General features: G+C 66.6%; 20 protein-coding genes and 1 tRNA gene. 6 read left to right on the forward strand and 15 right to left on the reverse strand.

Annotation, left to right across the window (positions count from 1 at the left end):
• Positions 1-27: 27 nt before the first annotated feature.
• Both FHY19_RS08290 and ispG read right to left on the reverse strand, forming a co-directional pair.
• On the reverse strand, positions 28-726 hold the full coding sequence (locus tag FHY19_RS08290) for a phosphatase PAP2 family protein (RefSeq protein WP_259164458.1): 699 nt from the start codon (positions 724-726) through the stop codon (positions 28-30).
• Positions 707-1,972 (reverse strand): flavodoxin-dependent (E)-4-hydroxy-3-methylbut-2-enyl-diphosphate synthase, encoded by a 1,266-nt coding sequence (gene ispG / locus FHY19_RS08295; protein WP_259164466.1) that lies wholly within the window; start codon positions 1,970-1,972, stop codon positions 707-709. The genes FHY19_RS08290 and ispG overlap by 20 nt, the downstream gene beginning before the upstream one ends.
• 120 nt (positions 1,973-2,092) lie before the next feature.
• On the opposite strand from ispG, the gene FHY19_RS08300 reads away from it, so the two are divergent.
• Together FHY19_RS08300 and FHY19_RS08305 are read left to right on the forward strand one after the other, a co-directional pair.
• Positions 2,093-3,319: an ATP-binding protein gene (locus FHY19_RS08300; protein ID WP_259159739.1), complete on the forward strand. Its 1,227-nt coding sequence runs from the start codon at positions 2,093-2,095 to the stop codon at positions 3,317-3,319.
• Entirely contained in the window at positions 3,316-3,894 is a 579-nt protein-coding gene (locus FHY19_RS08305) for a response regulator transcription factor (RefSeq protein ID WP_046962497.1), read from the forward strand. Before FHY19_RS08300 ends, FHY19_RS08305 begins: the two co-directional genes overlap by 4 nt.
• 42 nt (positions 3,895-3,936) lie before the next feature.
• Here the strand turns inward: FHY19_RS08305 and FHY19_RS08310 are convergent, their stop codons facing one another.
• On the reverse strand, positions 3,937-4,929 hold the full coding sequence (locus FHY19_RS08310) for a glycoside hydrolase family 5 protein (protein WP_259164468.1): 993 nt from the start codon (positions 4,927-4,929) through the stop codon (positions 3,937-3,939).
• Between FHY19_RS08310 and FHY19_RS08315 the strand changes: the two genes are divergently transcribed.
• Entirely contained in the window at positions 4,928-5,308 is a 381-nt protein-coding gene (locus FHY19_RS08315) for a hypothetical protein (RefSeq protein ID WP_259164470.1), read from the forward strand. The two genes, FHY19_RS08310 and FHY19_RS08315, sit on opposite strands and share 2 nt — an antisense overlap.
• Positions 5,309-5,395: 87 nt before the next feature.
• Positions 5,396-7,210, forward strand: coding sequence for an EAL domain-containing protein (locus tag FHY19_RS08320; RefSeq protein ID WP_259164475.1), 1,815 nt, complete (start codon positions 5,396-5,398; stop codon positions 7,208-7,210).
• A gap of 206 nt (positions 7,211-7,416) precedes the next feature.
• Here FHY19_RS08320 and FHY19_RS08325 read toward each other — a convergent pair whose 3' ends face one another.
• The 3 genes from FHY19_RS08325 to FHY19_RS08335 are packed head-to-tail and all read right to left on the reverse strand — an operon-like array spanning position 7,417 to position 11,851.
• Positions 7,417-8,979 (reverse strand): sodium/sugar symporter, encoded by a 1,563-nt coding sequence (locus FHY19_RS08325; protein ID WP_259159731.1) that lies wholly within the window; start codon positions 8,977-8,979, stop codon positions 7,417-7,419.
• A 38-nt stretch (positions 8,980-9,017) separates the two neighbouring features.
• Positions 9,018-9,233 carry a hypothetical protein gene (locus FHY19_RS08330; RefSeq protein WP_046962495.1) on the reverse strand — a complete coding sequence of 72 codons (216 nt, stop codon included), beginning with the start codon at positions 9,231-9,233 and terminating at the stop codon, positions 9,018-9,020.
• A gap of 5 nt (positions 9,234-9,238) precedes the next feature.
• Positions 9,239-11,851, reverse strand: coding sequence for an exo 1,3/1,4-beta-D-glucan glucohydrolase (locus FHY19_RS08335; protein ID WP_259164486.1), 2,613 nt, complete (start codon positions 11,849-11,851; stop codon positions 9,239-9,241).
• A gap of 432 nt (positions 11,852-12,283) precedes the next feature.
• Here FHY19_RS08335 and FHY19_RS08340 point away from each other — a divergent pair, with 432 nt between their 5' ends.
• A complete protein-coding gene (locus FHY19_RS08340) occupies positions 12,284-14,239 on the forward strand; it encodes a PhoX family protein (protein ID WP_259164487.1) in 1,956 nt (651 codons plus the stop codon).
• 336 nt (positions 14,240-14,575) lie between these two features.
• Here the strand turns inward: FHY19_RS08340 and FHY19_RS08345 are convergent, their stop codons facing one another.
• From FHY19_RS08345 to pcnB, 8 genes are all read right to left on the reverse strand, one after another.
• A complete protein-coding gene (locus tag FHY19_RS08345; protein WP_259164490.1) occupies positions 14,576-15,199 on the reverse strand; it encodes an AAA family ATPase in 624 nt (207 codons plus the stop codon).
• Between the two features lie 3 nt (positions 15,200-15,202).
• A complete protein-coding gene (locus FHY19_RS08350) occupies positions 15,203-15,547 on the reverse strand; it encodes a type II toxin-antitoxin system prevent-host-death family antitoxin (RefSeq protein WP_259164497.1) in 345 nt (114 codons plus the stop codon).
• A gap of 427 nt (positions 15,548-15,974) precedes the next feature.
• A complete protein-coding gene (gene pgi / locus FHY19_RS08355; protein WP_259164507.1) occupies positions 15,975-17,489 on the reverse strand; it encodes a glucose-6-phosphate isomerase in 1,515 nt (504 codons plus the stop codon).
• Positions 17,486-17,866 (reverse strand): aspartate 1-decarboxylase, encoded by a 381-nt coding sequence (gene panD / locus FHY19_RS08360; RefSeq protein WP_104582937.1) that lies wholly within the window; start codon positions 17,864-17,866, stop codon positions 17,486-17,488. Before panD ends, pgi begins: the two co-directional genes overlap by 4 nt.
• Before the next feature lie 176 nt (positions 17,867-18,042).
• Positions 18,043-18,885 (reverse strand): pantoate--beta-alanine ligase, encoded by an 843-nt coding sequence (panC, locus tag FHY19_RS08365; RefSeq protein WP_259164515.1) that lies wholly within the window; start codon positions 18,883-18,885, stop codon positions 18,043-18,045.
• The gene (panB, locus tag FHY19_RS08370; RefSeq protein ID WP_259164525.1) at positions 18,882-19,697 is read right to left on the reverse strand and encodes a 3-methyl-2-oxobutanoate hydroxymethyltransferase; all 816 of its coding nucleotides are present in this window, start codon (positions 19,695-19,697) and stop codon (positions 18,882-18,884) included. The genes panC and panB overlap by 4 nt, the downstream gene beginning before the upstream one ends.
• A 35-nt stretch (positions 19,698-19,732) precedes the next feature.
• Positions 19,733-20,218: a 2-amino-4-hydroxy-6-hydroxymethyldihydropteridine diphosphokinase gene (gene folK, locus FHY19_RS08375; protein ID WP_259164535.1), complete on the reverse strand. Its 486-nt coding sequence runs from the start codon at positions 20,216-20,218 to the stop codon at positions 19,733-19,735.
• Between the two features lie 3 nt (positions 20,219-20,221).
• On the reverse strand, positions 20,222-21,589 hold the full coding sequence (gene pcnB, locus FHY19_RS08380; protein WP_259159714.1) for a polynucleotide adenylyltransferase PcnB: 1,368 nt from the start codon (positions 21,587-21,589) through the stop codon (positions 20,222-20,224).
• Positions 21,590-21,637: 48 nt separating this feature from the next.
• Here pcnB and FHY19_RS08385 point away from each other — a divergent pair.
• A tRNA-Glu gene (locus FHY19_RS08385) sits at positions 21,638-21,712 on the forward strand.
• A 433-nt stretch (positions 21,713-22,145) separates the two neighbouring features.
• Here FHY19_RS08385 and folE2 read toward each other — a convergent pair.
• Complete coding sequence (folE2, locus tag FHY19_RS08390) at positions 22,146-23,075, reverse strand: GTP cyclohydrolase FolE2 (RefSeq protein ID WP_259164544.1); 930 nt, start codon at positions 23,073-23,075, stop codon at positions 22,146-22,148.
• Positions 23,076-23,084 lie beyond the last annotated feature (9 nt).

Consider the following 23,084-nt stretch of genomic DNA (forward strand, 5'->3'; position numbering starts at 1 on the left):
GCCTGCAACACCGCCAGGTTGCGCAACTCAGGCGCTGACACGGGGACGACGCCAATGCGGCCGCCGCGTGCCGCGGAACATCACCAGATACAGCCCCACCACCCACACCACTGCTGCCGACCAACCGCCGAGGATATCGGAGGGGTAATGCACGCCCAGATAGATTCGCGACACGCCGACCAGCACCGCGAACAGGCTGGCGGCGATGGTCGCCGGCCAGCGCCAGCGTGTGCGCCACGCCAGCGCAACGACCACTGCGGCGAGCGTCATCGAGCCCATCGCATGCCCGCTGGGAAAACTGAAGGTGCTTTCCGGTGCGATCGACTCCCACAGACTGGGCCGGTCGCGTTGAAAGAACTGCTTGGCGCCCATGTTCAACAACGCCGAACCGCCGAAGCCCAGCGCTGCAAAGGTGCCCTCGCGCCAGCGCCGTAACGCCAGCAGCACCAGCACGATCGCGATATCGATCGGGATCACGCCGTACTGGTAGCCCACCTTGGAAATCACCCCGAAAAACGTATCCAGCCCGGGCGTGGCGATGCTGCGCATGCTCCACAGCAAGGGTTCGTCGAAATAGGCGTTTTCCAGCTTGTGCACTTCATCGGCCAGGTCGACGAACAACCCCAGCGGCAGCAGCACGCCGGCAAACAACAGCGCCATGCGCCATGCGTTGTTGCGCAACCACGCGCTGAACCCGGCCGGCGATTCAGCCGGCGCGGCGGACATAGGTGCGTTCGACGTACTGATCGATCAGATCGATGAATTCGTAGGCGATGTTTTCGCCACGCAGGGTGACGCTTTTCTCGCCATCGATGAACACCGGTGCCGACGGCGCCTCGCCCGTGCCCGGCAACGAGATGCCGATGTTGGCGTGGCGCGATTCGCCCGGGCCGTTGACCACGCAGCCCATCACCGCCAGGGTCATGTTCTCGGCGCCGGGATTGGAAATCTTCCACTCCGGCATCTTGGCGCGCACGTGGTTCTGCACCACGCCGGCCAGCTCCTGGAAGAACTCGGAGGTGGTGCGGCCGCAGCCCGGGCAGGCGGTGACCATCGGGGTGAACGCGCGTTGGCCGGTGGTCTGCAGCAGTTCCTGCGCCACCACCACTTCCTGGGTGCGCGACTGGCCCGGCTCGGGCGTCAGCGAGATGCGGATGGTGTCGCCGATGCCTTCCTGCAGCAGCACGCTCAAGGCCGCCGCCGAGGCCACGATGCCCTTGCTGCCGATGCCGGCTTCGGTCAGGCCCAGGTGCAGCGCGAAATCGCAGCGGCTCGCCATGTCGCGGTACACCGCGATCAGCTCCTGCACGCCGGACACCTTGGCCGACAGGATGATGCGCTCGCGCGCCAGGCCCAGTTCCACCGCGCGCTCGGCCGAATCCACGGCCGAACGGATCAGCGCCTCACGCAAGACGCGGCCTGCGTCCCACGGCGTGTCGCGCCTGGAATTTTCGTCCATCAGCTGCGCGGCCAGCGACTGGTCCAGCGAGCCCCAGTTGGCGCCGATGCGCACTGGCTTGTCGTACTTGATCGCGAACTCGATCAGCTGCGCGAACTGCAGGTCCTTCTTCTTGCCGAAGCCGACATTGCCCGGATTGATGCGGTACTTGGCCAGCGCTTCGGCGCAGGCAGGCTCGGCGGCGAGCAGCTGATGACCGTTGTAGTGGAAGTCGCCGATCAACGGCACCTCGATCCCCATCATGCGCAGCTTGTCGACAATGCGCGGGATGGCCGCGGCCGACTCGGGGTTGTTGACAGTCAGGCGCACCATCTCCGAACCTGCGCGCCACAACTCGGCCACCTGCTTGACGCTGCCAGCGATGTCGGCAGTGTCGGTATTGGTCATCGACTGGACGACCACCGGGTGGCCGCCGCCCACGATCACGCTGCCGATCTTGACGGCCTGGGTGATGCGGCGCGGCCAGGCAGTGGCGTCGGCGGGAGGGGTTGGGCGAGTCACGGCGTCGTACATGCCGCCATTTTAGCCTGTCCGTCGTCCGCTCACAGCTGAAGCGTCGTGCGGGCCGCCATCCGGGCCGATGCGACGGTTTGTCGCAGGCCATCACTTCCGCGAGCGCATAGGATTGCCGTGATGAATAGCTCCGACGCCTCCTTCCTGCGGACCCTGTGCAGCCTGCGCTGGCTCGCCACCGCCGGCCAGGCCGCCACCATCCTGGTCGCCTCCGGCCTGATGGGTCTGCACCTGCCGCAACAACCGCTGTGGGCCGGCGTCGCCGCGCTGGCGGTGTTCAATCTGTATGCGCAGCTGCGCGTGGCGCATCGCGGCGCGGTCAGCCCGGCCACCGAGTTTGGCCATATCCTGGTCGATGTGACGGTGCTGACCTGGATGGTGGGCTGGAGTGGCGGCATCGCCAACCCGTTCGGCTCGCTGTTCCTGGTGCTGATCGCGCTGGCCGCGCTGGCCCTGCCGCTGAGCTGGGCGATGGCCGTGGCAGCATCGTGCGTGGCCGGCTATGTCATCAGCGCCGCGTTCGGCCTGCCGCTGCCGTACGGCAGCTTCGATCCGCTCAGCCTGCACATGTGGGGCATGGCGGCCAATTTCCTGCTGTCCACGGTGGTGGTGCTGGCCTTCGCCACGCGGCTGGCGTTGTCGATGCGCGAACGCGAGCGCGAAATTTCCACCCTGCGCGAGCGCTTTGCGCGTAACGAGGGCATCGTGGCATTGGCCACCCATGCAGCGTCGGTGGCGCACGAACTCAACACCCCGCTGGCCACGATGACCCTGCTGGTCGACGACATTGCCGACCAGTGCGATCAGAACGAGCTGCGCGAAGACCTGGACACCCTGCGCGAGCTGCTGGTGCAGTGCCACGAGCGCGTGCTGGCGCTGGCTCAGCCTGCCGACAACGGCCACCTGAGCCGCGAAGTGGCGGTACAGGAGGTGCTGGAGCAATGGCGGCTGGTGCGCCCCACCATCGAGCTGCGCCGCAACGAGGACGCACCGATGCGGCTGATGCTGCAGCCGGGCGTCAGCCACCTGTTGATGGTGCTGCTTAACAACGCCGCCGATGCCGGCGAACGCGCCGGGCGCCCGCAGATCGATCTGACCTTGCGGGTCGAGAACGACCACCTCAGTGGCGAGGTGCGCGATTACGGGCCCGGCTTCGACACCGCGCAAGCCATGCTGCCGGGCACCTTGTTCAACAGCGGCAAGCACGACGGCATGGGCGTTGGCCTTGCGCTGTCGCATGCCACCGTCGAGCGCCTGCAGGGCGAGTTGTGGATGCTGCCCGCCGAAGGCAGCGGCGCCCGCGTCGGTTTCCGCCTGCCGCTTTCCGAACACGAGGCCCTGGCATGACAAGCACCCCGATCCGCACCGGCCTGTTGGTCGACGACGACACCTTGTACCTGCGCACCCTGCAACGCAGCCTGGCGCGACGCGGCGTGGAAACGCTGACCGCCACCGATGCCGCCAGTGCGCTGTCGACCGCGCGCAGTGCGTTGCCGGATTTCGCCCTGATCGACCTCAAGCTCGGCCACGACTCCGGCCTGAGCCTGATCCAGCCGCTACGCGAGATCCGCGCGGACATGCGCATCCTGCTGGTGACCGGCTACGCCAGCATCGCCACGGCGGTGGAAGCGATCAAACTCGGTGCCGACGACTACCTGCCCAAGCCCGCCAACATCCCCACCATCATGCGGGCGCTGGGCGAAGAAGACGACGACCTGCCCGAGCCGGACGAAGAAGAAACCGCGCAGGAAATGATGACCCCACTCAGCCGTTTGCAGTGGGAACACATCCAGCAGGCCCTGCACGAAACCGGCGGCAACGTGTCCGCGGCCGCACGCCTGCTCGGCATGCACCGGCGTTCGCTGCAGCGCAAGCTGACCAAACGCCCCAGCCCGGGACCGTTGCGCGAACCCGGACGCTGATGGCGCCCAGGCTGCGCGCAGGCATGCGCCTGGGCGGCCGGCCTAGCGCCGCCTTGGCGCGAAGATGCTCGCCCTGCGTGAGGTGGCTCGGATGCCGTCGGGTCCTTGAATCAGCGTGCGGCCCCAGCTGCTGAGACGCGTCGGGTCCCAGCCCAGCACGATATCCAGCGATTGGGTACTGCTGTCGTTGCCCGACCACGACCAGCCCATGTAGCCGACGTTGTACTCGCGCGCACGGCGCATGATCGCCGCTTCGTCGACCTGGGCACCGCGGTGGTCGGCGCCGAATTCGCCGACCACCAGGGCCAGCCCGTTGCTGCGAAATGCGCGCAGATAGCTGTCCACCGCGGCGTCGTTGCCGAACACTTCGTACATGTGCACGCTGAAGACCAGATTGCGGCGGCTGTCGAGCGCCAGCAACGCCGCAGCGTTATCGCGCATGTAGAACTGCCAGTCCTGACCCCAGTTGGGCGCGTCCACCATCAACACGTGAGTGAGGCCGGCACTGCGCAGCGTGGCGATCGCACGGGCGTGGCCGTTGACCCACTCGCTGGCGCTCAACTGATTACCGAACGGTTCGTTGCCGATATTGATGATGACGTAATCCTCCTGGCCCACCAGCGCGCCGCGCACGCTGGTCCAGTAGGTGGCGGCATTTGCCAGGGTGCCTGCGGCGCCGTCTTCGCCGTAGCCGGTGGTGTCGTGCACTTCCAGCACGGCGATCAGGCCCAGGGCCTTGCAGCGCGCGATGATGCGCGCCACCTCCGCCTCGGGCGTGCGGTTCCAGCGGTGACCGGTGCTGAGCACCACGCGCACGCTGTTGGCGCCGGTGGCGGCGATCTGTGCCAGCGCCGCGTCGGTACGATCGGCAAACCAGGCATGCGGCAGATTGATGCCACGCAAGACCAGCGTGTTGCCGTTGGTCTCTCGCAGCTGCGTACCGGACACGGATAGGCCGGCATGCGCGGCCGAGGCCAGCGCCAGGCCGGCGATCAGCAGCACTGCGCGCTGCGCCAGACGATTGAAGATCTTCATGATCGGCTCCAAAAGAGTGGGTGGCGCGGGCGCACCTGCACGCACTCGCATGCCCGGCCCACGTGCGCCCACCGTGGCGATGGCGGGCGCACGCGATCTGCGGCTGGTTCACAGAACAGGAAAAATTGCCGGATGCAGACCGAGCGCGCAGACCACGCGGCAGCGCGCTGGTAACGTTAACTTCCGTGTATTCGAGCGTCCTGCGCTGCACGGGGCACGGCGCGCTCAGCCTGACGGCACGGTGCATCGGCGATGCTCGGCATTGCGCACTGCGGTGTTGCAGCGCGAAAACCGCACCTGCCGCCTGCACTGCGTAGACGCCGCGCGGGACCTACGCGTCGCGCTGCAACATGCCATTGCGCTGCTGGCAGCTGAATAAGCGAGCACGGCCACGTCAAGTGGATGCGGCCGAGGCCGATAGAGCCACATGCAATCACTGCCCGCCTCCGACTTCAAAGCGCCCCCCATGTCCGACGAAGCCACCCGTCTGGCCGTTCTACGCGGCCTGTGCCTGCTGGATTCGCCACCGGACCCGGTGTTCGACACCATCGCCGCGATGGCCGCGCGCAGCCTGGGCGCGGAGATCGCGCTGGTGTCGCTGGTGGACGAACACCGCCAGTGGTTCAAGGCGCGGGTGGGACTGGAGGCAGCGGAGACCCCGCGCGACCAGGCGTTTTGCGCGCATGCAATCCGCTCGGACGAGGTGATGGTGGTACCGGATGCGCAACTGGACCCGCGCTTTTCCGACAACCCGTTGGTGCTGGGCCCGCCGTTCATCCGCTTCTATGCAGGGGCGCCATTGCAACTGAAGGACGGCCACCGCATCGGCACGCTGTGCGTGATCGGCACCAGCCCGCGCGAGGGCCTGGATGCGGAGGCGATGACGCAGCTGGAAGGCCTGCGCGACCTGGCCGTGCTGCGGGTGGAGAACCTGCGCAGCACCACGTATCGCGATGGCACGACCGGCCTGCCCAACCGCTCGCGCTTTGGCGAAGATCTGGATACCTGGCTGGCCCGGCGCGATACCGCACCGGCCACCACGGCAGTGGCGGTGGACATCTGCGGCAGCGATTATTTCCGCGACATGGTCAAGGCGCTGGGCTGGGACTACGCCGATGGGTACGTGACCTTGGCGCAACGTCGCCTGGCCGCGTACCTGCCCGCCAACACCCTGCTGTATCGGCTGGACCCGACAACCTTCGGCTTCCTTACCCAGGCCGAAACCCAGCGCCTGTCCAGCCTGTGCAACAAGGTGTCCAAGGCGTTTGCCGAGCCGCTGGATCACCAGGGCATTCCGCACACCGCGGTGGCATCGATCGGCGCGGTGTCGCTGCAGACCAGCTACGGCGCCGCCGACACCATCCGCTCGCTCACCACCGCCGTGGACATCGCCCGCGAGCGCGGCCTGGCCTGGAGCATGTACGAGCGCAAGCACGACGTGGCGCAGCGCAATACCTTTCGCCTGCTTGCCGCCCTGCCCGCCGCGCTGGACAGCGCCAGCCAGCTACGCCTGCACTACCAGCCGCGCGTGGACTTGAACGATCACCGCTGTGTGGCGGTGGAAGCACTGCTGCGCTGGCAGCACCCGATGATCGGCCCGGTGATGCCATCGGACTTCGTGCCGATGGCCGAAAAGACCGCGCTGATCAACCGCATTACCGCCTGGGTCATCGACAACGGCATCGCCCAGGCTGCGCGCTGGCAGCAACAGGGCCTGGACTTCAACCTGGCCTTGAACGTGTCGGCGGCCGATCTGGACCGCCCCGGTTTTGCCGGCCTGTTGCGACGCGGGCTGGAACGTCACAAGCTCGACCCGCGCCGGCTGGAAATCGAATTCACCGAGAGCGCGATGATCCGCCATCCCGATCACCTGGCCGAACAGCTGGCCGATGTGGCCGCGCTGGGCGTGCATATCGCCATCGACGACTTCGGCACCGGTTACAGCAATTTCAGCTATCTCAAGCAGCTGCCAGCCAGCTCGCTGAAGATCGACCAGTCCTTCATCCGCTCGCTGCCGGACAACCGCACCGACCGCACCCTGGTGCCGGCGATGATCCAGCTCGGTCACAGCCTGGGCCAGCGCGTGGTGGCCGAAGGCATCGAATCGGCAGAAGCGTATGCGCAGTTGCGCGCCTGGGGCTGCGACGAAGGCCAGGGCTACTGGATCGCCAAACCGATGCCGGCCGCCGCCCTGGAAACCTGGCTGCAGACGCCGTGGCACGCGCAATTCACTGCGCCGGCCCTGTTTCTTGCGGCAGGCCTGGCCGCGGCGCGGGTATAAGCACGGTCACCAGCTCGCCGGCACCATCGCGCGCGGCCGCCAATCAGCCGCTCGCCATGCAAGCAAGGTGACTGTCGCTGCTTGCCAGGTCATCGACGGATGCGCTAACGCAACGCGGCGCGACACCGAAGTGTCGCGCCGCGTTGCGTTTCAGGCCTGGAGCGGAGGGCAGACGATGCGTCGGCCACTCCAGAACACTCCCTGGCTTACCAGAACACCGTGTACAGCACGATCAGGATCGCGATCACGCCAGCGGCGCCGATCTTGAAGCCCAGCGTGGTGCCGTAGGCCACATCGTCGGTACGGATCAGGTCGCGTGCCTGGGTGGGTGCGGTCATCAACGACACCACCACCGCCAGCACCAGTGCGGCCAGGAACACCACGCCGATGCGGTCCATGAACGGCAGTTCCGGCCAGGCGAACTTCAGCGCGAACGACAGCACCACCGAGCCGATCGCCGCGGTCAGCGCGCCTGCTTCGTTGGCGCGTTTCCAGAACAGGCCCAGCATGAAGATGACCACCACGCCGGGCGTAAAGAAGCCGGTGAATTCCTGGATGAACTGGAAGCCCTGATCGAAGTTGCCCAGCAACGGCCGTGCGGTGAGGATGCCGATCAGCACCGACGCCGCGGCCACGATCCGGCCCACACGCACCAGCTGCTTCTGTTCGGTCTGCGGGCGGAACTTGGCGTAGAAATCCAGGGTGAAGATGGTCGCCACCGAGTTGATCTTGGACGCCAGCGAGGCCACGATCGCCGCCACCAGCGCGGCAAACACCAGGCCCAGGATGCCGGTCGGCAGCAGCTGCATCATGGTCGGATAGGCCTGGTCGGGCTTGGCCAGGTCCGGCGCCAGCACCACTGCGGCAATGCCCGGCACCACGATCACCAGCGGCATCAGCAGCTTCAGGAAGGCCGCGAACACCATGCCCTTCTGCGCCTCGCCGATGTTCTTGGCCGCCAGCGCGCGCTGGATGATGTACTGGTTGAAACCCCAGTAGCTGATGTTCATCACCCACAGACCGCCCAGCAGCACGCTCAGGCCGGGCAGATCCTTGTAGAACGGGTTGTCCTTGCTCAGTATCATGTGGAAGTGCTCGGGGTGCGCGCTCCACAGGTGCTTGAAGCCCGCCAGCACGCCGGCGCCATCGCCGATCCGCGCCAGCGTCAGCCCGGCCACCAGCAGGCCGCCCAGCACCAGCAGCGTGACCTGCACGATGTCGGTCAAGGCCACCGCCTTCAGCCCGCCGTACAGCTGGTAGACCAGCGCGAACACGCCGATCAACGCCAACGCCAGGGTCTGGTCCATGCCGGTGACCTGGCTGACCGCGATCGACCCCAGCCACAGGATCGAGGTCAGGTTCACGAACACGTACAGCAGCAGCCAGAACACCGCCATCAGCGTGCGGATCCACTTGCCGTAGCGCTGTTCCAGGAACTGCGGCATGGTGTAGATGCCGTTGCGCAGGAAGATCGGCAGGAAGAACTTGCCGACGATCAGCAACGTCAGCGCCGCCATCCACTCATAGGAGGCGATCGCCAGGCCGATCGCATAGCCGGAACCGGCCATGCCGATGATCTGTTCGGCCGAAATATTCGCGGCGATCAGCGAAGCGCCGATCGCCCACCACGGCAACGACTTGCTGGCCAGGAAGTAATCCTCGGCGCTCTTGCTGTGGCCTGCCTTCTCGCGCGACACCCACTGCGCGAGCACGAAGATGCCGGTCAGATAGACCAGCACAATCACGATATCCAACGTCGCCAAACCCACTGCACTCTCCTGTCTGGCTCTGGGGTATGCGCCGACGATCAGGCAGGGCTGCAGAAGGCCGCCGCCGCGCACCAGGTGCGCAATGGCAGCGCGGCGAACCGCGTCTGCAGGCCATCCCGGCCGATCGACAACACCGCCCCCGCGGCGGCTGATGGCACCACCGCGATCGGTGGCCGCTTCGACACGTCGCCGGAAGCGGCGACGCACGTGTTTCGCTTGACCTGCACCGTGCCCGGAAGCGTGCCCCCGGGCATGGGGATTACTTGACCGGGCAGTCCACCGTCACTTCGGCTTCGTTGAGCGCGCCCAGCGCCACCTTCGACACCGACAGATCCAGCGCAGCGCCGCTTTCGATACCGACGACCTGGGTCAGCCTGGTCACGTCGGCACCGGCCACCGCGAAGCACTTGAGCGGAATGCCCACCACCTTCCACTGGCCCTGCGGCAGCGCGGCCAGGGTCTTCTGCGCATCGACGCGGCCGCTGCACTTGTCGCCGCAGCCCACGCCCAGCCACACCGGCGCGGTCACCGCGCTGTCGCGGCGCACGCTCAGCTGCAGCTGCACATCGCCGTTGCTCTCGCGCGACACGTCCACCGGCTTGCCGGACACCAGCAGCACGCTGGCAGGCTTGGCGCCGGACCACACCAGGCGACGTGCGTCTTCCTGCGCCTTGTGGTCGACTGCGGTCATCTTCAGGCTGCCATCGGACAGGCCCACCGGCAGCGTGGTCGCCGGCATGTTGGCCTGGCCCGCATTGGACAGCTGCATCGCGATGCCGAGCGCCGGCTTGCCGCGCACGAAGTACACCCCGCCCACCGACTGCTCGCCGGACACGCCCGATTCCTCCGGCAGCGCAGCCAGGTCGCCCTTGTCGGCATAGGTCAGGCCGAAGCCGAACTTGAACTGCGGGTCGTAATCCTTCTGCCCGACATTGTTGGCGAATTGCACCGCGGTCTTGGGCCAGGAGAAGCTGAGCTTGCCCTTGAAGTCGTTCTGCACGCTGCCATCGGCCTTGCGCAGCAGCACGTCGGCAATGCCCTCGCCTTCCGAACCCGGCAGCCAGGCGGCGACGAATGCATCGGCGGCATTGATGTACTGGTTCATCCACAGCGGACGCCCGCTCAGGAACACCGCCACCACCGGGATGCCTTCGGCCTTGAGCTTCTTGATCAGCGCCAGCTCGCTCTCGTCGCCCGGCTTGTACAGCAGGGTGGCGATGTCGCCCTGGAACTCGGCGTACGGGTTTTCGCCGAACACCACCACCGCCACATCCGGCTTGGTCTTGTACGCACCATCGACTGCCAGCTCGGCCTTGCCGCCGGCGGCCTTGATCTGCTTGTCCAGGCCTTCCCAGATGGTGTTGCCGTTGGGGTAGTCGCTGCGCTTGGTGCCGGTGCCCTGCCAGTTCAGCGTCCAGCCGCCGGACTGCTTGCCCATGTCGTTGGCGCCGTCGCCGACCACCAGCACGCGCTTTTTGGGATCCAGCGGCAGGATGCCGGCCTGGTTCTTCAGCAGCACCAGCGACTCGCGCACCGCCTGACGGGCGATGGCGCGGTGCTCAGGCGCGCCCAGCAACTCGTACTTGCCGCCGAGCGGGCGCTTGGACGGCTTGCCGGCTTCGAACAGGCCCAGGCGCAGCTTGACCCGCAGGATGCGGCGCACCGCATCGTCCAGACGCTCTGTGCTGATTTGACCGGACTTCACTGCGGCCAGTTCGGTTTCGTAGATGCCCTTCCAGCTGTCGGCGGCCATCGCCATGTCGACACCGGCAATGAACGAGGCCGGGCAGTTGTCGTTGGTGCAGCCCTTGACCTGGCCGTGGCCGTTCCAGTCGCCGACCACGAAGCCGCCGAAGTTCATGCGGCCCTTCAACACGTCGGTCAGCATGACCTTGTTGCCGTGCATCTTCTCGCCGTTGAAGCTGTTGAACGAGGCCATCACCGTCTGCGCGCCGGCCGCAATCGCGGGCGGGTAACCGGCCGCGTGGATGTCGCGCATGGTGGCCTCGGACACCTTGGTATCGCCCTGGTCCTTGCCGTCGGTGGTGCCGCCGTCGCCGACGAAATGCTTCACCGACGAGATCACGTGGCTGCCGTCCAGGAACTGCGGGGTGCCCGGAGTGCCCTGCACGCCTTCGACCATCTTGCCGGCGAAGCTGGCCACCACGTCCGGCGACTCGGAATAGCCTTCGTAGCTGCGGCCCCAGCGGTCGTCCTGCGGCACCGCCACGGTCGGCGCGAAGGTCCACTCCATGCCGGTGACGCGGGTTTCGGCGGCGGTGACTTCGCCGATCTTCTTGATCAGCTCCGGATTGCGGGTGGCCCCTAAGCCAATGTTGTGCGGGAACAGCGTGGCACCGACGATGTTGCTCTGGCCGTGCACCGCATCGATGCCGAAGATGATCGGAATCGCGTTGCCGCCCTTGGAGGTGTCCATCGACGCTTCGTAGAAGGCGTCGGCCAGCTTCAGCCATTCGGCCGGGCTGGCGTCGTACTTGCCGCCCGGATCGGAGTTGCCGCCGGCCAGCACCGAGCCGATGCGGTACTTGCGCACATCGTCCGGGGTCATGCTGGCGATGTCGCCCTGCACGGTCTGGGCGACCTTCTCTTCCACGCTCATCTTGGACATCACATCGGTGATGCGCTGCTCCAGCGCCGCGTCCTGCGCGAACGGCCACTTCGGCGACGGCCACTGGTCCGGATGGATGGTGGCCGATGCCTCGGCAGGTGCGGCAGCCGGCGCCGTCTTGCCGGCCTCGGCGGTGGTGTCCTTGCCTTGGCAGGCAGCCAGCATCAGCACCGCCGCAGCGGTAGCCAGAGAAAGGGCGCGACGCGCGACGGGCGCGGCGGTATGGCGAAGCAGCTTGTCCAAGATCCAGGTCTCCAGGGGTGTCTCCTGCCGCGATGCATGCGCCGCAGGCCTTCAGGCGGCGTACGCTCACGTGATTCAGCTACCCTGTCAACAACGCTCGCCCGTATGCCAAATGACGGGCAACTTATTGGGCCGGGCTATAGCCTTGGAATACCGGCAGCACCTGTCAAACCACGGAAAATCGCCAAATCCGGCGCGCCGCTTGGTCTTGCGCGCCCCCGCGCTTTGCTGCATCGCACCACCGGGCCGAGGTCACAGTGCGCAGGCACCATGCCCTGCCAGGGGCAGGTCGCGTCCGCTTTCGCTGCAGCGTCCGAACCGGCGCCAACCGGTGAGCTCGCCGTCAAACAACTGTCATATCCCGGGCCTAGCGTGACCGCTTGCCGATGCGCCGTTGCCCATCGTTGATCGTTGCCTTTGCCTGGAGTTTCGATGTCCGCCTCCCCCGACCCCTCCCGTCGCCGCCTCATGCAACTGCTGGCGGCCGTCCCCCTGTTGCCGCTCGGCAGCGCCAGCGCCGCCGCGTTCCAGCAGCTGGGCAGCGCCGCGCTGGCGGCGCGCCCGCTGCGGCCTTCGGAAAACCCCACCCGTCTGGTCTCGGCCACTTTCCATGGCATGCCCGCGCCCAGCCTGGCCGACCCGGCCGCGATGGCCACCACCACGGTGGGCTCGGCGCTGACCGTAGCGCGTAGCGATGGCAGCACCCAGCGCTATGCACTGGCCTACCACCCGTTCTTCGTCACCGGCGACCAGGTCCCCGACGGCAAAGGCGGCACCGTGCTGGCCGGCGGCTATTACGACATCCAGCATCGCCCCATCATCGACCGCTCCAAGCCCGGCGCCGAACGCCCGTTCTTTTCCGACTGCCCGGACGGCTCATCGCTGCTGACCCTGCCCGATGCCAAGGTGCCCGGGGTCAAGGGCAACCATGTGTTTGCGGTGGTGCAGTTCGAATACACCACCCGCGACCAGGCCGGCAACGACACCAACCGCCATCTGCCCGCGCCGATCGCGGTGCTGACGCTGGACCAGGACCCGGCCACCGGCAAGCTGTCGCTGGTGAAGTACCACAACGTCGACACCGCCCCGGTGCACGGGCTGTGGACCACCTGCGGCGCCAGCCTTTCGCCCTGGAATACCCACCTGTCCAGCGAAGAGTACGAACCCGACGCCACCGCACTGGCCGGCAACACGCAGTTCCGCAGCTACAGCACGCATCTGTACGGCGACCCGGACAAGGCCAATCCATATCACTACGGCCACCTGCCCGAAATCACCGTGCACCCGGATGGAACGGGGAGCGTCCGCAAGCACTATTGCCTGGGCCGCATCTCGCACGAGCTGGTGCAGGTGATGCCCGACCAGCGCACCGTGCTGATGGGCGACGACGCCACCAACGGTGGGCTGTTCATGTTCATCGCCGACCGCAAGGCGGACCTGTCGTCCGGATCGTTGTACGTCGGCAAGTGGCACCAGACCTCCGGTGTCGGCCCGGGCGCGGCCACGCTGAGCTGGATCAAGTTGGGGCATGCCACCAGCGCCGAGATCCAGGCAATGGCCGACCGCCTCACCGCCGCCGACATCCTCGATGTGCATCTGAGCGACCCCGGCGATGCCGGCTTCACCAAGATCCCGTTCAACGGCACCTTCAACTGGATCCGCATCAAGCCCGGCATGGAAAAGGCCGCCACGTATCTGGAAACCCATCGCTACGCGGCATTGGCCGGCGGCAGCCTGGGCTTTACCAAGCTCGAAGGCACCACCGTCAACGCCCACGACAAGGTCGCCTACATGGCGATGTCCTACATCGTCACCAGCATGCGCAACGGCTCGGGCGACGTGAAGGTGGAAGGCCCGGATGCAGGCGCGGTGTATGCATTGAATCTGCGCGGCGGCCAGCGCGACAGCCACGGCGCGGCGATCCATAGCGACTGGGTGCCGATCGACATGGCGGCCCCGGCCGCGCTCACCGGGCATGACCTGGCTTCCGCCGATGCACTGGGCAATCTCGCCGACCCGGAGCGCCTTGCCAACCCGGACAATCTCAAGTTCTCCGAAGCGCTGCGCACCTTGTTCATCGGCGAAGACAGCAGCCTGCACGTCAACAACTTCCTGTGGGCCTACAACGTGGACAGTGGCGCGCTGACCCGCGTGCTGTCGGTGCCGGCCGGCGCCGAATCCACCGGCCTGCACGCGGTCGACCAGATCCACGGCTGGACCTACGTGATGAGCAATTTCCAGCACCCCGGTGACTGGGAAAGCCCGCTGCACGACACTGTCAAGGCGACGCTGGATCCACTGATCCGCGCCAACTACAAGAACCGCTTCGGCGCGGCGGTGGGCTACCTCACCGGCGACCCGGTGGCGGTGCAATTGAGCAAGGCGTAGGCGCCGCCGTTCCAGTTGCAGCGCTGCGTGACGCTACAGCTGACACGTGCAGCGTGGCTATCTCGCTGCTGTCGCAATGCCGGTAGGAGCGCACCTAGGCGCGAGGAGCTTTGTCGGTAGGGCCTGTCGCGCCCGGGTGCGCTCCTACGGGTGAGGCCGACACGTGCAGCGTGGCGTTCTCGCTGCTGTCGCAAGGCCAGTAGGAGCGCACCTGGGCGCGAGGAGCTTTGCCGGTATGGCCTGTCGCGCCCGGGCGCGCTCCTACGGGCGAGGTCGATGGATGTCTGGCCGGGTCGGTGAGAAGCGGATCAGACCGCAAATGCATGAGCGCGCGGTTCAAGACTGCCGCAACTCCAGTGCCGCCATCACGATGGGCTTGGCCCAACCGGGCACCTGCGCCAATTCGTCGGGCGTTTGCGGGTACTGCAGGCCGCTGCGGTCCAGTTCCAGCACCAGCAACGGCGCAGCCTGCCCCGTGGTATCGGCCGGTGCGCTGTTGTCGTAGACGTGTAGCACCGACAGATGCGGCAGCAAGGCGATCAGATTGGCGCGCGAGGCATCGAAGCGCTCGCGGATCCTGTGCTCGGCGATCGCATGGCCACCCGCGGCTACCCGCGCTGCAACGCGTTCGATGTGCAGCTCCACCGTCGCCAGACCGCAGAACCAGATGGCCACCGTGTGCTGCGCACAGGCCTCGCGCAGCAAGCGCGGGATGGTGTTCGCGCCTAATGTGGTTTCGAAGGCGTAATCGCTGCCATCGGCCATCGCCTGGCGCAGCCGTCGCACGCCCTCCTGCCAAGCCTGCGCATTGGCATCTTCCAGTGTCCAGCCTTGCTCCACCAGCGCTCTGGTGAACGCATCCGGGTTGAACCAGCTGGCACCGTCTTCCCGCAGCAGGGTGCCCAGCAGCGAACTCTTGCCGGCGCCGTTGACGCCCGCCAATACCAGGATGTTTCCCATCGATCAGAGCGACGGTCCCAAGGCGACCTTGCGGCCACGGCGTGCGGGCTTGGCGATTACCTGGGCCAACACTGCGCCATCGACAACCGCGGCAAGATGCGCGTCGAATCTGGCCTGCAAGGCCTGCAGCGACTGCGCGCGTGTGGTCGCATCGGCAGACGCGCTGGCCTGCCGCACCAGATGCCGGTACTCCTCGGCATCCACCACCACCGCTTCGGGGTGATTGTGATTGGTGATGACGACCGCGCCGTGGGCGCGCACCTTGCGCATCAGGCTGGGCCAGCCCTTGATCTTGATGTCGGCCGCTGGCGCTCTTTCGAGCTCGGGCAGGTCTTGATGGCGGGACATGGGGCGGTCCTCCGAAGTGAGTAGCTCCAGGCTACGCCAAAATGTCTATTTTGGGAAATTTGTCCATTCTGGCCTTATTCCGCGAGGAGCCAACCAAAAGCAACCAAGCGCAGCGAACAAAACGTAACGGGCTTTCGTCAGATAGGTGCAGGCGGCGCGCAGCAACCGGAATGGACAAGTGTTGTTACAGACCGATTCCCGCGCTCGCCTGTCGGTGGTGCGACAGTTTTGTTGGCTGCTCCAAACCGTCACGGCCGGTCATCAGGTGGCTGAGGGAAGACGCACTCGGATCGGAGCATACGAGTGGCACGCGTCGCATCGAGCACCGGCTGCGCCCACCTGGCAGCAAACGTAGTCGTGCGTGAGCCGCTCCAAACTGAAACGGGGCCCGCAGGCCCCGTCGCTTGATGCCACAGCTGTGAGCCGCTCAACCGCGCAGTTTGGCCAGTAGCTCGCGGGTCACCGGGTCGGCCACATCGGCGGCCTCGCCCTTCAATGCCGGCAACAGCTGGCTGGCCAGCTGCTTGCCCAGCTCCACGCCGAACTGGTCGAACGCATTGATGCCCCACATCACCGACTGCACGTAGACGCTGTGCTCGTACATCGAGATCAGCGCGCCCAACGCCTGCGGGGTCAGCGCGTCGAGCAGGATCACCGTGCTCGGGCGGCCGCCCGGATAGCTGCGGTGCGGATCGCTGCTGTCCTGGCCGTTGGCCAGCGCTTCGGTCTGCGCCAGCACGTTGGCCATCAGCGCGACATGGTTTTCCGCATACGGATCGTCGTTGTGCACGGTGCCGATGAAATCGGCCGGCACCACGCTGGTGCCCTGGTGCAACGCCTGGAAGAAGCTGTGCTGCACGTCGGTGCCCGCACCGCCCCACCACACCGACACGGTGTCGCTGTCCACGGCAGAACCGTCGAGCTTGACCCGCTTGCCCAGGCTTTCCATCACCAGTTGCTGCAGGTAGGCCGGCAGCAGGGCCAGGCGCTGGTCGTAGGTCATCACCGCATGCGTGGCACTGCCGAGCAGGTTGCGGTTCCACACCGCCGTCAGGCCGTGCAGCACGGCGACGTTTTCTTCCACCGGTGTGTCGAGCGCATGCGCGTCGAACTGCGCGGCGCCTTCCAGCAATTGTTCGAAACGTTCGAAGCCGATCGCCAGGGCGATCGGGAAACCCACCGCCGACCACAGCGAATAACGGCCACCGACCCAGTCCCACATCGGCAGCACTCGGCTCGGCGCGATGTCGAAGGCCTTGGCGGCACGTTCGGGGTTGGCGCTCACCGCGTACAGACGCTCGCTGCCGCCGAGCCAGGCATGCAGGATGCTGCCGTTGAGCAGAGTTTCCTGGGTGCCGAAGGTCTTGGAAATCAGGATGCCGGCGGTGCGCGCCGGGTCCAGCGTCGCCAAGGTGCGCTGCATGGCGGCGCCGTCGACGTTGGAGACGAAATGCACGCGAAACCGCGCACCCGACGGCGCACGCAAGGCATCGGCCACCAAGCGCGGCCCCAGGTCCGAGCCGCCGATGCCGACGCTGACGATATCGGTAACGTCGGTGGCTTCCAGTTGCTGGATCAGCGCGCCCATGCGTTGGCGCACTTCCGCAGCGGTTGCATATGCTTCGGAGGCCACCGGCGCATCGGTCAGGTCGCCGCGCAACGCGGTATGCAATGCAGCGCGCTGTTCGGTGACGTTGACCTGCTCGCCGCGGAACAGGCGCTGGAACGCGCCGGCCAGATCACGCTCTCGCGCGATCGCGAATAGGGCATCGAGCGCGGCGCGGTCGTACTTCTGCCGCGCGAAATTGAAATACAACGGACCGACCTGCCTGGCGTACTGCGTCGGCCGTTGCGGCTCGGCGGCAAGCAATGCGGGGATGGCAGCGCCGCGCAGGCGCTGGGCGTGGGCGTGAAGCGCGTCGAATCCGTTGGTGTGTGTCATGCGGCCTGCGTGGGGATGCTGTGGTTGGTGTGGGTGATCGTGTTGCTGCCGTCCACATATACCAGATTGGGCTTGAAGGTCTCGGCTTCGGCTTCGCTCATGCTGGCAAACGCCGCAACGATGATCAGATCACCGACCTGCACGTGACGCGCGGCGCCGCCGTTTAGCGAGATGATGCCGCTGCCTTCCTCGGCACGGATGGCATAGGTGCTGAAGCGCGCACCGTTGGTGACGTCCCAGATATGCACCTGTTCGAACTCACGGATGCCGGTGGCTTCCAGCAGCAGGCCGTCGATGGCGATCGAGCCCTCGTAATTGAGCTCGGAATGGGTGACGGTGGCGCGGTGGATCTTGGCTTTCAGCAGGGACAGGTGCATGACGGGCAACGGCAAAGGAAAGCCGGCATTTTAGCGGAAAGCGCTCGTGTGCACCGGCCTGCCCTATAACCGGAGGTAAGGGCTTCAGGCCGGCGTCGGACAACGCGCCGGTGCGCCGAAGCGCAGGCGCCGCCGGTCATGGCCCAATCCGGCGCATGCAGCAGCATTGGGACCGCTCAGAATTCCAGGTTGTCGATCAGCCGCGTGGTGCCCAGGCGGGCCGCAATCAAGGCCACGCGCGCGCCGGCGTGGCTGTCGCCCGGCTCGCTCAGGTCGGGCAGCCGCACTACCGCGTAATCGACGCGGAAACCGGCCTGTTCCAGCGCCTGGGTGGCAGCCTCTTCGACCTGCGCACGCTGGGTGCCGGCAGCGTAGCTGTCGCGCATCTGCAGCAGCACCTTGCGGATCTGCGCCGACACCGGCCGATCCTCGGCCGACAGATATTGATTGCGCGAGCTCATCGCCAGGCCATCGGCCTCGCGCACGATGCTGCCGCCCAGGATCTCGATCGGAAACGCCAGGTCGGCCACCATCTGCCGAATCACCGCCAGCTGCTGGTAATCCTTCTTGCCGAACGCTGCCACATCCGGCTGCACCTGGTTGAACAGGCGCGCCACCACCGTGCAGACGCCGTCGAAATGGCCTGGACGGCACACGCCTTCCAGCACGTCGCTGACGCCCGGCGCGTGGATCGGCGTGGCCAGCGCGGTGCCGAGCGGGTACATGGTGTCCACGTCCGGCAGCCATAGCGCATCGCAACCGGCGTCTTCCAGCCCGCGCAGGTCGGATTCAGGGGTGCGCGGGTAGCGCGCGAAGTCTTCGTTCGGGCCGAACTGGGTCGGGTTGACGAATACGCTCGACACCACGCGGTCGGCGTACTGGCGCGCCAGCATCACCAGCGAATAGTGGCCGGCATGCAGGTTGCCCATGGTCGGCACCAGCGCCACGCGCAAGCCCTCGCGCTTCCAGCCGGTGACCAGGGCGCGCAGGGCGGAAAGATCGGTAATGGTCTGGATCATGCGGCGTACGCGTGCTCTGCATCGGGGAAGCTGCCATCGCGTACGGCCAGGGCATAGGCACGCACCGCGCCGGCCACCGAACCGCCTTCGGCCAGGAAATCCTTGACGAACTTGGGACGGCGATGGCCGCTGTCCAGGCCCAGCATGTCGTGCATCACCAGCACCTGGCCATCGCAGCCCGGGCCGGCACCAATGCCGATGGTGGGCACGCTGAGGTCGGCGCTGATCTGCGCGGCGATCGGCGTGGGCACGCATTCCAGCACGATCATGCTGGCGCCGGCATCGACCACCGCCTGCGCATCGCGGCGCAACTGCTCGCCTGCCTCGCCGCGGCCCTGCACTTTGTAGCCGCCAAACCGCAGCACCGATTGCGGGGTCAGTCCCAGGTGCGAACACACCGGGATCTCGCGCTCCACCAGGTAACGGATGACATCGAGCTTGTGCCCGGCGCCTTCGATCTTGACCATCTCCGCGCCGGCCTGCAGCAGCCGGGTGGCGGCGTCCAGTGCGCGCTCCGGCGTGGCATCGGCCTGGAACGACAGATCGGCCACCAGCAACGCCTGCTCCAGCACCCGCGCCACCGCGGCGGTGTGGTAGACCATGTCGGCGGTGGTCACCGGCAAGGTGGAATCGTGCCCCTGCACCACCATGCCCAGCGAATCGCCGACCAGGATCAGGTCCACGCCATTGGCGTCGAAAGTCCGCGCGAAGCCGGCGTCGTAGGCGGTCAACATGACCAGTTTTCGACCCTCGCGCTTGGCCTGCGCCAAGGCGGGCACGGTCCAGGGCTTGCTGTCGGTATGGCTGCTCATGAAGTCATTACGTGGGGTGATAAGCCGGCCATTATCTACCCAATCGGCTCCAGCCCGCAGACATCGATGGCCTGCAACGCGTGTCGCACTGTTCCATGGCCTGGAATGATCGCCTCTGGCGCCAGCTCGAACAGCGGCAGCAGGGCGAAGCCGCGCACGTGCAGATGCGGGTGCGGCACCTGCAACCGTGGCAGGTCGATCACCTGATCGGCGTACAGCAGCAGATCCAGGTCCAGCGTGCGCGGGCCCCAGCGCTCGCCGGCCTCACGCTGCCGGCCGAAGGCCTGCTCGATGCCCAGCAAGGCATCCAGCAGCGCCAGCGGGGCAAGCCCGGTCTGCAGCTGCGCCACGGCATTGATGAAGTCGGGCTGGTCTTCGCGGCCCCAAGCCGGTGTGCGGTACAGGCGCGAGGCGGCAATCAACGTGGACTGCGGCACCTCGCCCAGCGCGGCGATGGCCGCGCGCACGCTGGCCTCGGCCGGGCCCAGGTTGGCACCCAGGCCGACAAAGGCGGTGTGCATGCCCTACTCGCCTGCGGCGGCGCCGGTGCGGCGGCGGCGGCGGCGACGCTTGCGCGGCGCACCCTCGTCGCCGTCGTGATCGGCCTGCGCAGAGTCGATCGCATCGACCAGCTCCTGGCCGGACGATTTCTGCGCCTCGCGCCAGAACTCGACATCGGCAGCGTGATCGGCAGAGGCAAACTGGCGCAGCACCAAGAAGTCGAACGCGGCGCGGAAGCGCGGATGCGACAGGGTGCGGAACACACGCTTGCGTTGACGCGACGAGAAGCGCGTCTGCAGCAGCCAGATTTCCTGCATCGGCAACGAGAAGCGGCGCGGCAATGCCACCCGCTCCAGCTGGTGCAGGGTGACCCGGTCGGCGGCGCGACGCTGCGCATCTTCCGGCTGCACGCCCTGCGCCTGCAGCGCCATCAATGTGCGGCAGAACGCCGGCCACAACAGCAACGCAAACAGGAACGCCGGCGACACCGGCTCGTCGTTGGCCACGCGCGCATCGGTATTGCGCAAGCCTTCCAGCACCATCGCGCGCAAGGCGCCGCTACGGTTGGATTTGAGCGCCGCCGCACTTTCGGGGAACAGCGCGCCAAGCAGGCCGTAACGCTCCAGGCCTTCGAAACTCGCCACGCCGTGCCCGGACAGGAACAGCTTGAGAATTTCCTCGAACAGCCGCGCCGGCGCGGCTTCGGACAACAGCCCGGCCAGACGCGGGATCGGTTCTGCGGTGCCGGCTTCGATGTCGAAGTTCAACTTGGCCGCCAGCCGCACGGCACGCAGCATGCGCACCGGATCTTCCTGGTAACGCAGCTCCGGGTCGCCGATCAACTTCATCAGCTTTGCCTGCACGTCTTCGAAGCCGCCGCAGTAGTCGCGCACCGAAAAATCTTCGATCGCGTAGTACAGGGCGTTGCAGGTGAAGTCGCGACGGATCGCATCGTCTTCGATGCTGCCGTAGACGTTGTCGCGCACCAGGCGGCCGTTATCCAGTTCGCGGTCGCCGCTGCCGTCGTCGATGTTCGCGCGGAAGGTGGCCACTTCGATGATCTCGCGGCCGAACACCACATGCGCCAGACGAAAACGGCGGCCGATCAACCGGCAATTGCGGAACAGCGCCTTGACCTCTTCTGGCGTGGCGCTAGTGGCGACGTCGAAATCCTTGGGGTGGCCGCCGACCAGCAAGTCGCGGACCGCGCCGCCGACCAGATAGGCGCCAAAGCCGGACTCGCGCAGGCGATACAGCACGCGTAGCGCGTTGGGGCTGATGTCCTTGCGCGAAATGGTGTGCTGATCGCGCGGGATGACGCGCAGCGTGAACGGGGATGTAACTGAGGGTTCGATGATGGCGCTTCCGTCTTGTGTTGCAGGATTGCCCAACGGCTATTACCTCACTATACTAGCGCGCTGCACAAGACGCGACAAAACGCTCCCTTCGTCTAATGGTTAGGACGTGGCCCTCTCAAGGCTAAAACAGGGGTTCGAGTCCCCTAGGGAGCACCACGTTCGTCCTGCCGCAGACCACGCCAAGGCCCCGCATTGCGGGGCTTTTGCGTTATTGGGCAGCGGTGACTGCCGCTGGCCCGGCGAAGCGCAATGATCCCTTCCCAGGCCAGACAAGCCCACCACCCATGCCAACGCCATCGATCCGATGTGCCCGGATGCGCCGATTGGCCGAGGCCGGTTACGGCGCCGGACAATGGGGGGGCCTTGTCGCCGATTGCGCACCTCAGCTCTGCGGCTATCGTGCAACCTGGCGGCGGCGCGCGGGCTTGCCCCCTGCCGATCACCCCACGACAAACATCATGTAAGGCCCGATCAACACATAGACCTGCACGACCGCGCGTCCGCATCGACGCAGCGTACGATGATCAACCTCGCACTTGCGCGCAGCGACGGCAGATCGAGGCGGATGTTTGCACTGCATGGCAACTCCTCACTGGGCGACGGGATCAAACGCGTCTGCATCGGCATGACTGCCGGTTTCGGCGACGGCGTCGTGGGCATGCAGGCTTTCCAGGTGACGCACCGCCACGTCGAAGGCCGTGTAGCGCTCGGCCAACGCCATGCGCAGACGCCGCGCGGCATCTTCCACATACATCAGGTTGGCGCCATTCAAGCGGGCGAATGCCTGCTCGTCGATACGCCGTACCGCGGCCTGCACCGGCGTTGCCAATGCCTGTTCGCAGACGCCGATCAACGCGCGGATATCCAGCCGCTGCAGGCAGGCCAGCAGATCCACACGCACCTGCGCCACGCTGCGCTGACTGTGGGGCGTGGCGTACGAACCGTGCACCTGTAGCCACTGCGCAATGTCGTCCACCTGCAGCATGGCGCGACCTGCATGCTGCTGCACGAAGGCCTCGCTCAACAACTGCCGCGACAACGCGGCCGAACACGGGCAGGTCGAGGCATACAGCACGTCGATCTGCAGGCTGACCAGGCTGCGCCCTTCCCTGCATTGCGCGTCGATGCGTACCGGGTAGGCACGCCACCCGGCCAGGCCCTCGCTGAGCAAGGCCGGCGTACGCAGCATCACCTCGAGCGACAGGGTCACCCGCGCCGCGCGGCTGCCGCAGTCGGCATGACTGTCGATCAAGGCCTGCAACAACTGCGACAACATCGCCGGCGAGACCGGCTGTTCCAGATGCCGATCCAGCAGGCGGTACAACCGCGACATATGGATACCCTTGATCTCCGCGCGCGGCAGGTCGACCTGCACGCTGGCGCGGGCGGCGACGGTGCCGCTGGGCTCGGCCTCGTCCAGGCGCACGGGGATGGCAATATCGTGCATCCCCACCCAGCGCAACGGTGCGCTCAACGTGGGCAGTTCGGTAACGGCAACATCGGGAAGCGTGGCGGACATTGATCGCTC

This window comes from Xanthomonas sp. 4461 (assembly GCF_024806475.1).
In the GTDB taxonomy this organism is placed as follows: Bacteria; Pseudomonadota; Gammaproteobacteria; order Xanthomonadales; family Xanthomonadaceae; genus Xanthomonas; species Xanthomonas arboricola_F.